Source organism: Bartonella saheliensis (genome assembly GCF_902162175.1).
On sequence record NZ_LR607228.1, the window covers coordinates 1 to 13,862 of the forward strand.

At 39.7% G+C, this 13,862-nt stretch carries 10 protein-coding genes; all 10 read right to left on the bottom strand.

Going from position 1 to position 13,862, the window contains the following annotated elements; translation table 11 throughout:
- Positions 1 to 386: 386 nt before the first annotated feature.
- On the bottom strand, positions 387 to 1,694 hold the full coding sequence (locus FS875_RS07985; RefSeq protein ID WP_144755406.1) for a BID domain-containing T4SS effector: 1,308 nt from the start codon (positions 1,692 to 1,694) through the stop codon (positions 387 to 389).
- Between the two features lie 357 nt (positions 1,695 to 2,051).
- The gene (locus FS875_RS07990) at positions 2,052 to 2,888 is read right to left on the bottom strand and encodes a BID domain-containing T4SS effector (RefSeq protein WP_144755410.1); all 837 of its coding nucleotides are present in this window, start codon (positions 2,886 to 2,888) and stop codon (positions 2,052 to 2,054) included.
- 345 nt (positions 2,889 to 3,233) lie between these two features.
- Positions 3,234 to 4,391 (bottom strand): BID domain-containing T4SS effector, encoded by a 1,158-nt coding sequence (locus FS875_RS07995; RefSeq protein ID WP_144755412.1) that lies wholly within the window; start codon positions 4,389 to 4,391, stop codon positions 3,234 to 3,236.
- A gap of 308 nt (positions 4,392 to 4,699) precedes the next feature.
- Positions 4,700 to 6,298, bottom strand: a complete 1,599-nt coding sequence (locus tag FS875_RS08000) for a BID domain-containing T4SS effector (RefSeq protein ID WP_144755415.1) — start codon at positions 6,296 to 6,298, stop codon at positions 4,700 to 4,702.
- A gap of 261 nt (positions 6,299 to 6,559) precedes the next feature.
- Positions 6,560 to 6,949 (bottom strand): hypothetical protein, encoded by a 390-nt coding sequence (locus tag FS875_RS10265; protein ID WP_166428913.1) that lies wholly within the window; start codon positions 6,947 to 6,949, stop codon positions 6,560 to 6,562.
- Between the two features lie 923 nt (positions 6,950 to 7,872).
- Entirely contained in the window at positions 7,873 to 9,789 is a 1,917-nt protein-coding gene (gene traG, locus FS875_RS08005; protein WP_144755418.1) for a Ti-type conjugative transfer system protein TraG, read from the bottom strand.
- A 151-nt stretch (positions 9,790 to 9,940) separates the two neighbouring features.
- Positions 9,941 to 11,575, bottom strand: a complete 1,635-nt coding sequence (locus FS875_RS08010) for a BID domain-containing T4SS effector (protein ID WP_144755421.1) — start codon at positions 11,573 to 11,575, stop codon at positions 9,941 to 9,943.
- 9 nt (positions 11,576 to 11,584) lie between these two features.
- Positions 11,585 to 11,800, bottom strand: a complete 216-nt coding sequence (locus FS875_RS08015; RefSeq protein WP_144755424.1) for an antitoxin VbhA family protein — start codon at positions 11,798 to 11,800, stop codon at positions 11,585 to 11,587.
- Between the two features lie 70 nt (positions 11,801 to 11,870).
- A complete protein-coding gene (gene virB11 / locus FS875_RS08020) occupies positions 11,871 to 12,941 on the bottom strand; it encodes a P-type DNA transfer ATPase VirB11 (RefSeq protein ID WP_144755427.1) in 1,071 nt (356 codons plus the stop codon).
- Positions 12,938 to 13,862, bottom strand: a 925-nt coding sequence (gene virB10 / locus FS875_RS08025; protein WP_144755430.1) for a type IV secretion system protein VirB10, incomplete at its 5' end; no start/stop codon positions are given. The genes virB11 and virB10, both read right to left, overlap by 4 nt.

The window sequence follows — 13,862 nt, forward strand, 5'->3', positions numbered from 1 at the left end:
GTGGGGGATTGTTCAGTTTGTTGTTGAAATTTTTCCATCATTTCGGTGATAAAAGGGGAGGGATTTCTTTTTTTCATGCATGGTCCTTTCAAACTCTTCCAATATTGTTTTTAAATACTAATTAAGAATATGCGTTGGTGTTTATTCTGTTTTATGCTTTTTCACTTTGATTTTATGAGAGAGAATATGAAACTGAATGGTTTCACACGATTTTACTCTCTTGATGTTGTTTATGATTAATCTTTAATAAAGACTTACTTATCAATAACTTAGATTAAGTGGTGGGAAAATGAACTTTGTTCCAACATTCCCTTTTTCTTGGCGCAAACCACCCCTCTCTTATGTTGCGCCAAGATGTTGGATGCAATGTGAAAACTTATATTTGTTTAGCTAGCAAAAGCCATTGCTTTTGGAGCAGTTGTTTTGCGCGGACGCAAATCTGCTTCTCTTTCCCTTTGCTGGGTAGAGGGCGCTGTTCCTTCACGCGTTACTGGTGAAGATTCAAGGCGTTGAGCAGACTGTGAGACGTTTTGTTGTTGCTGCAAGTTTTGCACTCGCTCAGATGTTTCATGGCGTTCTTGTTGTCTTTGCTCAGTTTGTAAAAGACTCTCTTTGACTTGTGCGACAGCTGTCGCATAATTGTCAAGGGCATCAATGAGGAAAGAGAGACCCGATTCAGCATGGACGCGTGCTTTATTTTTTAACCCCCCTAAGCTGCGACCGGCATACTTGTGAATAGACTTGGGATCTCCAGCAAGTTGCTGTGCGAGCGGTTCTATTGTTTCAGGATTTTGGAAAAGTTCTTTCACTTGTGATTGCAAAATGTTTTCGTTGCCAAAAACAACTCCGCACCAATATTTGATTTGGGCATGGTGTCTTTTGACTTTTGAATTTTGGTGAATTTTGGTGGACATTTCGTCCTCTGAAAGACTTTCCTTTTCACGATGATTTGGTTTTTTCAGCAGCTCAGAGACGGCGTCTTTTCCCATAAGACGTTCATAGTTTTTGAGTTCTTGCTCTGGAGATTGTGAGAGGCTCTCTCTTGCCTGTTTTACGGCTTCTGTATAACCATCAACGGTGACACAGAGGGCGGAAAAACTCTCTTCTGCTTGTCGGCGTGCTTGATTTTTTAAGCCCAACATGTTTCTGCCGGAAAGTTTAGCAATGCTTTCAGGATGAGCTGCCATGCGCCATGAAAGCTCTTCTCCCACTTGAGGATTTTTTTGAATTTCTTGCATTTTTTCTTGCAAAATGTTGGGGTTGCCATAAGCTCTTTCCGATAAACGTTGGATGTCTTCTTGATAGGCTTGAACCAATGAATGGTGGGGAAGTAATAGAGAGATTTGTTCTTCTGAGAGTCGTGTTATTGCTCTTTGGGCAGCTTGTGGAGTAGCTGCTATACGTGTTGTTTCAGTTTCTTGCGGTGTTTGGGTTGCGCGCGCGTTTGAGAGAGGTGTTGTTGGATTCGTTATCCTAACGGATGCTTGTGCATTTGTCTCCGTAATCGTTTCTTCTCTTACAAGAGAGAGGCTTTCTTCATCTTGTTCTAGTATCGTTGATAGTCTTTTGCTTTTTGAAGGCGTTTCTTTAGGAAGGGGGGGAGTACCAGAGACTTCTGCCGCTGCTTTTTCGTAGAGTTCTATCAGTTCTTTGATTGAAGAGGATGGAAAAGGGTGAGGGTGATCTTTTTTCATGCACGTTTCCTTTCAAAAATTATTTTAGAAAACCTCTTTGGTGCATACTCGTTCTTTATACTTGGATTACTTTGAGACAAAGGAAGACGTCGAACTGATATGCGCTCCAAAGACTTGCGCTATTCATCATCAGCTTAACAGACATTTGTGTCTTTTATACAGTTTTTTTGTGAAATTTTATCAATAAGTTATAGGAAATTACAGGGTCCATTTTTAGGACCGTTTTAGGACTATTTTTTGTAACATTCTAAAACAATTCTTGGCGCAATCGTAAGAAGACGATCTGCGCCAAGAAACTTACTGAAAAAAAGATTAAATGAAAAACAAAAATTAATCTGTTTTTATATTTATGTTCCTTTACATGGCATAAGCCATTCCATGTTTTTGTTGTCGAGGGCTGTGCTCTGGACTCTCAGGATTTTGTCCTCTTTCGTGGTGGTGATGATGATGGTGTCTTTCAGCTTGTTGATGATGTTCTTGATGGCGTCTTTGCTCCGCGTGAGGGGTTTGCAAAAGCCTCTCTCTTGTTTCTCCTACAGCCTGTGTATAACCATCAAGAGCATCAACGAGCGGTTTAAAGCCCTCTTCAGCTTGTTTGCGTGTTTGACTTTTTATGCCAAGCGCTTGGCGACCAGCGATTTTTCCCATGCTTTCAGGATCTTCAGCAAGTCGATCTGAGAGTTCTTTTCCTTTACGGGGATCTTTAAGGATGTCTTGCAAGTGTTTCTGGAAAAGCGTGTCATTGCCATAAACAACTTGACTCCAATGCACGACTTCTTCTGCATATGCTTGGACCTTTGGATCTTTTAAAAGCTGTACACTCATTTGCTCAGCTGTAAGGGAAGCTGAAGGTTTTCCTCTTTGGTGTGGAGCAACCGTTGCATAGTCGGTTTCAGATTCTGATAGCTTTTGTTGATTGCGTCCACCTCTTGAAAGGGGATCAACAGTGCTAACAGATGCGTATAGAACCTCCTCTTCGCGTTTTGGGGGAGCAACCGTTGTATAGTCGGTTTCAGATTCTGAAAGCTTTTGTTGATTGCGACCACCTCTTGAAAGAGGATCAACAGTGCTCACGGATGCGTATAGAACGTCATCCTCTGGGTTTTGTCTGTGCTGGTTTCCTCTGTTTGGTTTTTTAACTTGTGCATAGAGGGGTTCTGGATTTGCAGAAGGGTGTGGTTGATGTTTTTTCATGGCTGTTTCCTTTCAATATTTTTAGAAAACCTCCTTGGGGCATTTTTGCTTTTTATGCTTTGTTTGTTTTGAGACAAAAAAAGATATCGCATCAAATGGCCTCCAAAGATTTCGCGCTATTCAAAATCAGTGTAACGAACATTTGTGTCTTTTATACAGTTTTTTTATGAAATCTTATCAATAAGTTATAATAAATAACGGGGGTCATTTTTAGGACTATTTTTTGTAACACTTTAAAACAATTCTTGGCGCAACCGCAAGAAAACGATTTACGCCAAAAAATTCACTGCAAAAGAAATGATATAAAAAACAAAAATTAATCTGCTTTTATATTTTTATGCCCCTTTACATGGCATAAGCCATTCCTTTTTCTCCATGTCTTTGTCGTTGTGGGCTGTGCTCTGGACTCTCAGGATTTTGTCCTCTTGTGTGATGACGACGGTGATGGTGATGTCTGTGTTCGTCTCTTTCTGGATTTTCCTGTTTTTGACCTCTTTCCAGATCACGTGTAAATTGTTTATGGAGCTTTTTTGTTTTGTCTATATGTCTTTCAAGAGCAGAGCAAAGGGGAGAAAAAGCGTCTTCAGCGGCTCTGCGATCAGAGCTTTTTATGCCAAGGACTTGCCGCCCAGCAATTTTTCCAGCGCTTTCAGGATCGGCTGCAAGGTTCCATAAGACCTTATCAGCATTTTGAGGATCTTCAAGAATCTTTGAAAGTTGTTCATTCAAGGCATGTGGGTTACCATAAACAACTTTGCACCACTCTTGGGTTTCTCTTACACCATATTGAAATTCTGTGCTTTGTAAAAGCCTGCTTGTAACCACATCTTTAGGGGTTTGGGGAGGGGGCGTTGCTGCTCTGCCAACGCTTTCGTAAAGGGGATTTTCCCGTTGTAGGGATTCTTGTCCGCCTTCAGCACCCATACCTAATTTTGCATAGACAGATTCTATTGGTTGTTGGGGAGCGCGTCCACCTTGTGTTCGCGGACCAACTTCTTCATAGAGATGTTCCTCTGGTCTTTGGGAGGAGCGCAGATCCTGCTTACTCCCGTGTGGTGAGTCATAAAGGGGATTTATTCGTTCTTCGAATTCTGTTTCACCTGTTCCCAAATTAACGACGGCATAGGGATTTGAAGGGTTTTCTGGAGAAGGTTCACGCGAACCTCTTGCAGCGGCGACGGCTGCTGCACGGGTAGCTCCTAATGGGTATTGAGGGGCATAGGGCGTTTCTCGTGGTTGCTGAGAAGGGGGCGTATCATACCCACCTGCTCCCGTTCGCGGGGTGTTGTAGGGGGTGTTTTCTTGTGTATGTGATCTCCCGCGCGGTGTGTTGTAGGGGGAAGCTCCTTGGAGAGGCTGTCTTCTGTTTGCTGCTTGTATTTCTTCTGGGCTTGGGATGCGCGGACCGCCTCTTCTGTGTGATTTATTAACTTGTGCGTAGAGGGGCTCTTGGTTCTGGGTTTCTGGATTTTGAGGTTCTGGTTGTGGGTGGCTTTTTTTCATGGCTGTTTCCTTTCAATATTTTAGAAAACCTCTTTGGTGCATTCCCCACTTTTTTGATAGCTTTTAAGACAAAAGAAGATATCAATTGAATGCTTTCCAAAGATTTCGCGCTATTCATATTAAATTGTAATGGAGATTTATGTCTTTTATACAGTTTTTTTGTGAAATCTTATCAATAAGTTATAATAAATTATAGGACCCATTGTTCGGACTATTTTTTTGTAACATTTTAAAACAATTCGTGAAGATAAGCGCGATAAAATGATGAGGATCAAGTGTTTTGTTGGAAGGCAAAAGGGAGTGCGCCTTTAGCCGGTTAGAGCCAGTGATGAGGAGCGACTAACTTCTAAGCTGCGAACTTGATATTGGGCGTCTCTGGTGTTTTTGAAAGTCTGTGCAATTTCTTTGGCTTTGCTTTCCGATGTCCCAAGAAGACAAGCCAGTCTTGTATGATCTTTTTCTTGTATGGCTTTACGTTCATCTGAGGAGAGACGATTGTGTAGTTGGCGGGAAAGGGTATGGAGTTCTTGTCGTAGTGCTGGAGAATGCAATAAAGCTTCCCTTTGTTGTTCTTCTGGTAAAGAAAAAAGATTTTGTAAATTTTTTCCAGGTTTTTCAACTATGGCACTCCGGCGATTTTGTTCTCTTTGATGGTTCTCTAGAATTTCATTTTTTGTTTGTTGTGTTATTGCGCTATAATCTTTAAGGGATTGGCTGAGTTTTGGAACAGCCTGTTCGGCATGTCTGCGATTTGGGCTTTTCATGTCAAACATTTTTCTCCCTGAAAGTTTAGAAACAGATTGAGGGTTTTCTAAAATTTCATCGGCAATTTGAGTTCCCAAGCTTGGATCTGCTGTTATAGCATCCATTTTTGTCTTTAAGGCGTGGGATTTGCCATAAACAACCTTTGATAACTGTTGGACTTCTTTTCGGCTTGCTTCAACATAAGGGTCAGTTGAAACTTTTGCAAATAACTCTTCAGGGGAGAGAGGGACTAATGTTTCTTGTGGAATGAGGGTTTCTTTTACATTTTGAATGTTGGTTTTTTGAAAGTAGAGGCGATCGCCGTTCTGTAATGTTTTGACCTGTTCTGGGGAAAGATTATCTTTGTGGCCCACGACAAATCCTCCCTCGACTTCCATAACAAACCCTTCTGCTGAAGCGCCTCTAAAGATTCCTTCATAGGCGACCCCTTCTTTTGCGGCAACAACAACACGGTTGTTTATTTCATCCAATCCAGCTTCTCTCATCTGGGAGGTAAATTCTTTTAAAATGAGAGATTTTTGCGGATGGGTGATATCTTCAAAAAGATCTTTCATCGGTTGGGAATTGCCATATTGCATGGCTTCAATGCTGGCTGCTGTCATGCGTCCTTTTGTGGTGAACGAAAAGTCAATGGTATGACCTGCTGCTTGTCCAAGTTTTTCCATAAACATTCGATGAACGCGTCCATTGCCTTTTCGGAAAGGATGTGCATGCTCGAGCGCCATAAAAACGTCAGCGGCATTTTCAGCAAATTCTTGGCGTGATAAACCTTTTAAATTATTCTTCTCGTTCAGTGTTCTTTCGAGTTGTTTGAGCTCTTTTTTTATCTGCGAACCGACGGCAAAAGGAGTTTCATAACCTTTGGGACGCATCGCCGGCATACGGGCAGTGCTACCATCTTCAAACGTAAAGGATGTATCGCGGGTTTGACCTGCCCATTCGAAAGCGTGGTGAAAAAGGCTCCAGTGGATTAATTTGAGATAAGTGGCATCAAATTTTAGGGGGGGTGGTTCATGACGAAAATTAACAGCCTCTCTGGCTGTGTCATGGGCCATGCGTTCATACAGTTTTTGTGGGTCTTTGATGCCATATTTATTTTTGAGTGTTGGGGTTCCTTTATAGAAATAATTTTGCTCTAACATATTGCTCTCCTGAGAAGATAGGATGGTGGTTGATACGCGCCTTAAACGCGGGTTATGTTGAAAATTCCCCTTCGCGTATTCTTTTGAGATTTTGAGTGTTATGAGAGAAAGGACTCTTTCTTCACGTGTATGGGTGGTTGTATCAACGGTTTTGTAAGGCTTTTGAAAGCTGTTGGTGTGAGAGGTGCACACTGTTCTGTTGCGATTGTTTTCATGCCTATTCCTTTTTTCATTTATTTTAGCTTCTCTGATGTTCCCGGATTATTTATGGTTCTGTAGTGCTCTAGGATGGTGATATTGAAGATGGCGATATGAATCCCATAAGGGGGTAGAAGATAGATTTTTGAGATGGATTTTGGATAAACCAACGTGGAGTAAAATTTTCATTCTTTGAGGTAAAGGGAAGAGGCTAAAAAGAAAAATGTTGTTTAAGATTTTTGCTGTTTTGCCTTTAATGTTGTTTGCAAGAGCACTTTGATAAAGGATGCAGATATGGCGGAGAGGATTGTTCTTGGTTATCGGGTGGCTTTGGGACTTTTCATACACAGCACTTAGGTTGGGAGATCTAGGGATAAAAGCAGTCATCAAGAATTTTTCTCCATAATGTTTTTTACTTGCTGTTGTTACTTTTTGCGCTGCTTTAAGATCCATAAAAGGGAGAAACCTTTCTTTTGTTTGTGAGAGAAAGGCATTTTTTCGGCGCTTAATTGTTAAAATAGAACACGTTATGATATATTAAAGGGGGAGCAGCTTGTATAAGAATGATTTATTCATTTTTGTGTATATCTCAAATATTTTTTGGGAAAAAATCAGTACTTATGATGGGGATGTTTTGAGCGCTTTTAGCTTAAAGATAAATCTTTTATTTATGATATTCTTTCATGGAAGGTACGTCTTTTAGGTAAAATAGAACATCATTGGATTACATCTTCTCAAGCTTGTTTTAAGACATTACCCATTTGATGAAGGGTCATGAATGGTACAACGGTAAAGATCTCATGAAGTGTGTAAAATCTGTTGCGTGCCCCCATTTTTATGCTTTATAAACTGGAACTATCACACACTTTGCTAGCGCTAAAATATTGCCGATCAACCCTTGAATCTTGAGGTATTTTACGAAAAGGCATATCTTTCTTGTACTGTTTTACTCTATTATGAGGCTCTTTGCATATGATGTGCAAGTGGCAAAGTTTTGATTGAACAGGCAATAGATTTAAGATGAGAGAATCTTAGGTTAGATGGTTTTTCATTTTACATAAATTTAGATAAATTATGATTATAAATCAATATTTTATATAAATTATATATGAAAAACTTTGTAAAAGTGTGTTCCTTTTTCAAGTAAAGTTATTGGTGTCGCTCTTGGTTGGGTGTATAGGATTTTTTTTATAAAAGACTTTTAAAGATCATAGGCGCGTTGGTAAAACGATGCACAAAATATAAAAAAGAAGAAAAAACACGGACTTTTTGACTTTAGTTTTTCTTGTATGGTAGCGGGGGGATTTTTTTGTTCATAGGCTTTTTTAAAAAAATAAGAATATATGTTTTTTGTGGGTATATCTTAGTCATGGGGATTAGCTTTTCTTTTGTGGGGCAAAGCGGTTTTTTGCTGCTGCGGCTAACATTTCTTTTCTTCTGAAATAGATGGCGCGACCACATCGCAGAGGGGGTTGTCCTTGCATAAGAATAATTTGTTCATCTTGACGCATCTCTTGAATAACTTCGTGGGGTAAAATAAGAGCTCTTTGTTGGTAATTGATGTTGTAAGAACTCTTTCCTAAAGATAAACCTCTCGATTTACTCGTTCCGGTGACTTCAACAGTCATTTGACCACAGCGTTCTGAAATGTCTTTCGCTGTTTGAAGGTCTTTAATAGCAGCATAGCTGACAAAGGAGCAGCTTTCAAACCATGAACGTGCTCCTGCTTCTCCAAAGTGATTGACCAACTGACCAGAAGATTGATAAAAGAGCATCAAGGATGTTCCATATTTACGTCCACGATCACGCGCTTCTTCTAAAATATTCATATAGCCTAAAAGATCAACTTCATCTAAGACAAATAAAACACGCTTTTTATACTTTCCGTCTGCTGTAACCATAGCATTGAGAAAAGCACCAATAATCACACGTCCAATTGCTGGATAACTGTTTAAAATGCTGGCGGGGAGGTTGAGAAAAACATCTGTATTGCCATTGGTGATATCTGAGGAGGAAAAATCATTGCCACAGACAAGATTTGCGTAATTGGACAAAGAAAGCCATTGGGTGTCTTTTGAGGCGGTTGTATAAACGCCTGAAAAGGTTTGTTCTGCCATTTCTGTAAAAACTCCCACCATTTCGCGAATAAAAGGAGAAGGGGTAGTTTCTTGAATCATACGTAGTTGATTAACAACCGCTGTTTCTGATTGAGAGAGAATTCCACGCAATGTTTTTAAATTGCGCTCATCGTCTTCATATTCTTCTGAAAATATGACATGGGCAAGAAGAGCTGTTAAAAGATTGTGGGCTTGTGTCGAGAAATACTCCGCTGAAGAATTGTCTGATTTCTTATCTGTAAGAAGCAGTTTGGAAAAGCTTACAATATTCGCTTCACGTTGTGTGCGTGGGACGCTGTCATCTAAAAGCCAATCGATAACATTAAAATTTTTTGTTAAAAGTGAATTAGGATCGAGAACAATAACATTTCTATTGCCCATTTTTTGACGCGCAAATTTGACCATTGGGGCAACTTCTGTTGAAGGATCAAGACAAATAACAGAGCCTGGATAGGTTAAACACGTAGGAACCACTGTACTTGTGGTTTTATAACCACCAGAGCCAGCAAAAAAAATCATATGGGTTGAACCAAAATCAAGGTTAAAGGTTAGCAAAGGTGCTTTTCCACCCTTGCCCCATGTTGTTTTATTGCCAGGAGAAAAAGGAATTTTGCACACATTATCTTGATCCACACGGTACCTTTCCCCGACAACAATTTGCCCATTGGCAGGAAAGATTTTTGCTGCTTCTCTTAAATTCATCCATGCGGCCTCACCAAAAACACCTTTTTTGGCACGCTTGACCCTATTTCTAGGCGGAGTGGTTGTGATGAATTGAATGATGAAAAAAAAACTACCAATGATGATGCCAAAGACAACCATGGGATCCATGAATTGAAGTGCATAGCTCCACGTTATTCCTTGTTGACCAACATAGGGACTTAAACGTTTTATTTCACCCCAAATATAGTAAAAAGCAATGGTAGCAAAAAAGACCAGGGAAACAAAAGTGATTACTTTACGCAAGTGCAGTTTTTGCGAGAGACTATACAACAATGAAACAGCAGCTGTTAGTGCTAAGACTAATAAAGGCTCTGAACGAAGGGTCCAATACATTTGATCGCTTCTTAGTCCATTTGTTATCAGCAACAAAAAATGAGGGACAAGGAATATCGTTAAAGCACCTAAAGCAATAGGCGTTAAAATAAGGACGATTTGTGTCTTGGTATATTTCATTGTATATTACTTTCAATTCTCTCTAGAATATACTGCAAAATGCTCTTTTTTCAGGGGTGCAATACTCTTTTTTACAAAGGCGCAGGATAATGCTAACTCGTTTTCATTTATGCGCTCTTCTCATGAAAGAGGAAGGTTTTATCCATCCTTATTAGCTGGCCATAGCGAGCACATTTGAACGGTTAACTGTGCGGGCATAGGCTTGTTGGTGTACTTCTTTAGCTTGCTTAATGGTTTGCGTAATTTGCTTGGCTTTATTTTCTGAGACACCAATGCTTTGAGCTAATGTTTCATACGCATTATTTTTGACAGCTTTATGTTCATTTTCTGAGAGACGGTTATTGATTTTTTTTACAAAGGTCGTCAGCTCTTTTTGAAGTCCAAGATTTTTTGCTAAAGCTTCTTGCTGTAATTCTTTTGGCAAGGAAAAAAGATCTTGCAAACTTTGACTTGGCATTTCTACTGTTTTTGCACGGCGTTCTTGTTTTGTTGTATGTTCTTGAGTAATTTCCTTCTCTGCATGTTTTACAGAATGGGCAAAATTTGCAACGGCAGTACAAAGCATATCAAGATGATTTTTAGCGTTTGCACGTGTCTTATTTTGAAGTCCACATAAACTCACACCTGCAAGATGAGCAACAGAATCTGGTGCCTTTTCAATCTGGTTGGCAAGCTGTTGACCTAAGCTTGGATTTTTAATAATCGCGACCATTTGTTCGTCTAATGTTTTTGCGTTGCCGTAAACAATTTTTGCCAACTGTTGAATTTGGTCTCGCGCTGTTTGAACACAGGCATCTTCTGCAACCCTTTCAGCCTTTTCATTTTTTGTCAAAGGGGCTAATTTTCCTTCTGGAATGAGAATTTTTTCAAGTTCTTTTGTTCTAGGAGCTGTAAAGGTAAATTGGTCACCGGGTTTTAACGCTTTTTGTTGTTCTAAGGTGAGATCTGCTTTGCTGGCGATGATGTAAGTCCCTTCCACATCGAGTATAAAGCCATCAAAATGAGCCCCTTTATAAATGCCGGTGTAGGTCTCATCTTCCTTTGCAACCACAACAAGACGATCATTTACATCCTGTTTGCTTTTTTTCATATTGTTCATAAATTCCTGTAAAAGACGTATTTTTTCTGGGTGAGAGATATCTTCAAAAAGATCTCTCATTGCTTGTGCATTGCCAGAGTGTGCGGCTTGGGTATAGGCCATCATCATGCGTTCTTTTGTTGCAAGGGAAAAGTCAAGTTGATGATTTGCACCTTTAGCAAGATTTTCAAAAAAAAAGTTTATTGTATGTTCATTGCCATCTATGAATGGTTGTATATTTTTGAGAGAGATAAAGAGTGGTACGGCTTCTAAAATGAATTCTTTGCGTGTTAAGCCTTTCAAATCATCTTTTTCTGCAAGTGTTTTATTTAATGTTTGTAAGCCTTCTTCAATCTCATTATCGCTTGCAAAAACATTGTTATATTCTGTTCTTTTCATTTCTGGTATGACCGCAACGCTTTCGTCTGAAAATGTGAAGGGAATAGAGCGGATCTTTCCAGCCCACTCAAATGTTTCTTTAAACAAATGGTGATGGATATGGCTTAGATAATGGTAATCAAAATGCTCTGGAATAGATTCACGACGCAGCCTTTCTAATCCTTTTTCTATATCATGCGAACATTTTTCCCAAAAGAGATCTAAATTTGTTTCTTTATATTTATTTTTGGGTATTTGGGTCCCTGGATAGAGATAATTATGAGGAGAAGAGGGATGTATATTTTTGGTTTTTTCTTTTGCTTTTGGCATCGTGCTTCCTTATAAAGTTACGTTGTCCATGAGGGTATTAAATTCTTCGAGTGAAATATTTCCCCTTGCGTATTCTTCTAAAATTTTTAGCGTTGTGGGATGAAGCGTTATCCCTTCTATCGTATGGGTATTGATGGCGGTATCAACGGCTTGACGGCGTTGTTTTAATTCTTCCGCTGTTATCGATAAAAGGTTTTCTCTGTTTCCTGTTGTTTTGCTTTTCATGCATTTTTCCTTTTATGGGCAATATGGACAATTGTTGCTTTAAAAAGCCTTCAACCGATGTGATCTTATTCTAGTCCCCGCCAAAGATATTCCGTTGTTTGAAGGGATCATAATAAATTTCTGTAACCTTAAATTTTCCTTCAACCCGTTTGCATTGGATGATGATATCAATCATTGAAATCAATAAACCTCGAATATCATCACGCTCTAAATCACCCCCTCCTTCACTTTCTTTGACTAAAAGGGTCATTTGCTCAAAGGCTGCAAGGGCTGTTGAGGCATGGACCGTCGTAATGGAACCTGGGTGACCTGAATTGACATTGCGGATATAATAAAAGGCTGTACCATCTCGAAGTTCTTGCAAAAGAATACGATCAGGTCGCATCCGTAGGGATGATTCAAGGAGTTCTTTGGGACCAACTGAAGCTAAGCCTTGTCCATCTTTTGAATAGATCATCGAGACATGGTTGGGGTGTGGGATCACCAATTCTTGGGTGTCTTCAATGGTGATAATACGTTCGTCTTGAGGAATTTTGGCGATTAATGCTTTTGATAATGTTGTTTTCCCTGAGCCAGTTTTTCCGGCAATCAAAATATTTTTTTGGCATTTTACAGCTTGATTTAAAAAGAAAACAAAGTCTTTATTACAGTAGGCAGTGGCTAAGTTATGCTCGGTGATTTTGAGTTCATTAAAACGTGTAGGATAATCTTTTAATGGTGTGAAAGAGATCTGTTCACAGTGCGAAAAAAGACCTTTATTTGCCAGTTCTTCAAGAGAAAAACTCTGTGAGGATGGTTTACGAATTGTCATACTAATTGTGCCTTTTTCAACAGCTGGTGGAATGACAATTTGAATGCGCTCATTGCCTGGCAGAGTTGCGGATAATATTGGGTTCTTATCTGATATATTTTGCTTGGAATAGGAGGCGACAACTTTCGCAATTCCCATAAGCTCATTAAAAGAGAGAGCCGGTGCTTCTATTGTTTTCCAGCCATCAACCCCTTCCGTCATTACTTGATAGGGACGATTGATAACAATTTCAAAAAGACTTTCATCTTTCAAAAAAACACTGATCGGCTCAAGTTTTGTGAGAACAATCGCGACGGTTTCATCGCACATGGTGTGTAAGGTTTGGTTCATTCTAAAGGTATCGCAGAATTTTTGTAAAAGTTTCTTGAGACAGCTCGATTGATAATCTGTTTTTTGTTTTCGATGATTTTCAGTTTATAAACACCGGAAAAATCTAAATCACGGGCAACAAAAACATTCACCATTTCCCCTTGGTTTTTGGATAAAGTTGGAGGAATATTGGCGTAATTTTCGACAAGAATATTGGCGATGTTTTGTCCTGAAGAGACTGTTTCAGTCTCTTCTTTTTCTTGTTTTTTTGATAAACGTTTATTGGCATAGCTTGTTGCATCTTTTATCAAGGAGACAAGAAGTGCAGATCCAATTCGCTCTAACCAATGATTGTCAATATCACCGTCAATTCCAGAGCGTCCTAAACTGTCTGTTGCCGGTGAAGCTAAGGATATAATGATACCATTGGGGGTTTTTGCTCTATTCCATAGCACAAAGAGACGTTTTTGGCCTTTTTTCAATCCAGCGCGATATTCTCCAACAATTTGGGTGCCTTTATCAAGAAGCACAACACGACCATTGTCGGATAAAATATCTCTGGAGACAATACAACTAGCAAAACCTTGTTGATCACTGCTGATGGCTGTTTCTAAGATACAAGGAATAGACGTTCCCATCGTGATGATATAATTTCGATTACCAAGGGTTGAGGCTCGAATACCTTCAAGCACTGTGGGTTTGAGAAGATGATTAAAGCGTTGTGTTGTTTCATCAGGTTTGCTTTCCAGTTGGTGAGGCAAAGCACCGTCATTGCTTTGTGAATCTTTTTTGCCTTGTTGTGCGTTCGCATAAGCTAATACAGGAGCACGTTGTGCGGCTTCTAACAGGGGATCATCAGAATTTAATTGATTGATGCTTGGTGTTGGTAACTCGACTTTGGGTAACAGAGCGTTCTTTCGAGGCGCCTGTTCAGGGGAGGGA

Excerpts from the sequence above, each read along its gene's own strand:
- FS875_RS08015 (WP_144755424.1), bottom strand. The coding sequence starts at position 11,800 with ATGAAAAGCAAAACAACAGGAAACAGAGAAAACCTTTTATCGATAACA.
- FS875_RS07990 (WP_144755410.1), bottom strand. The coding sequence starts at position 2,888 with ATGAAAAAACATCAACCACACCCTTCTGCAAATCCAGAACCCCTCTAT.
- FS875_RS08000 (WP_144755415.1), bottom strand. The coding sequence starts at position 6,298 with ATGTTAGAGCAAAATTATTTCTATAAAGGAACCCCAACACTCAAAAAT.
- virB11 (WP_144755427.1), bottom strand. The coding sequence starts at position 12,941 with ATGAACCAAACCTTACACACCATGTGCGATGAAACCGTCGCGATTGTT.
- FS875_RS07995 (WP_144755412.1), bottom strand. The coding sequence starts at position 4,391 with ATGAAAAAAAGCCACCCACAACCAGAACCTCAAAATCCAGAAACCCAG.
- FS875_RS10265 (WP_166428913.1), bottom strand. The coding sequence starts at position 6,949 with ATGGATCTTAAAGCAGCGCAAAAAGTAACAACAGCAAGTAAAAAACAT.
- FS875_RS08010 (WP_144755421.1), bottom strand. The coding sequence starts at position 11,575 with ATGCCAAAAGCAAAAGAAAAAACCAAAAATATACATCCCTCTTCTCCT.
- FS875_RS07985 (WP_144755406.1), bottom strand. The coding sequence starts at position 1,694 with ATGAAAAAAGATCACCCTCACCCTTTTCCATCCTCTTCAATCAAAGAA.
- traG (WP_144755418.1), bottom strand. The coding sequence starts at position 9,789 with ATGAAATATACCAAGACACAAATCGTCCTTATTTTAACGCCTATTGCT.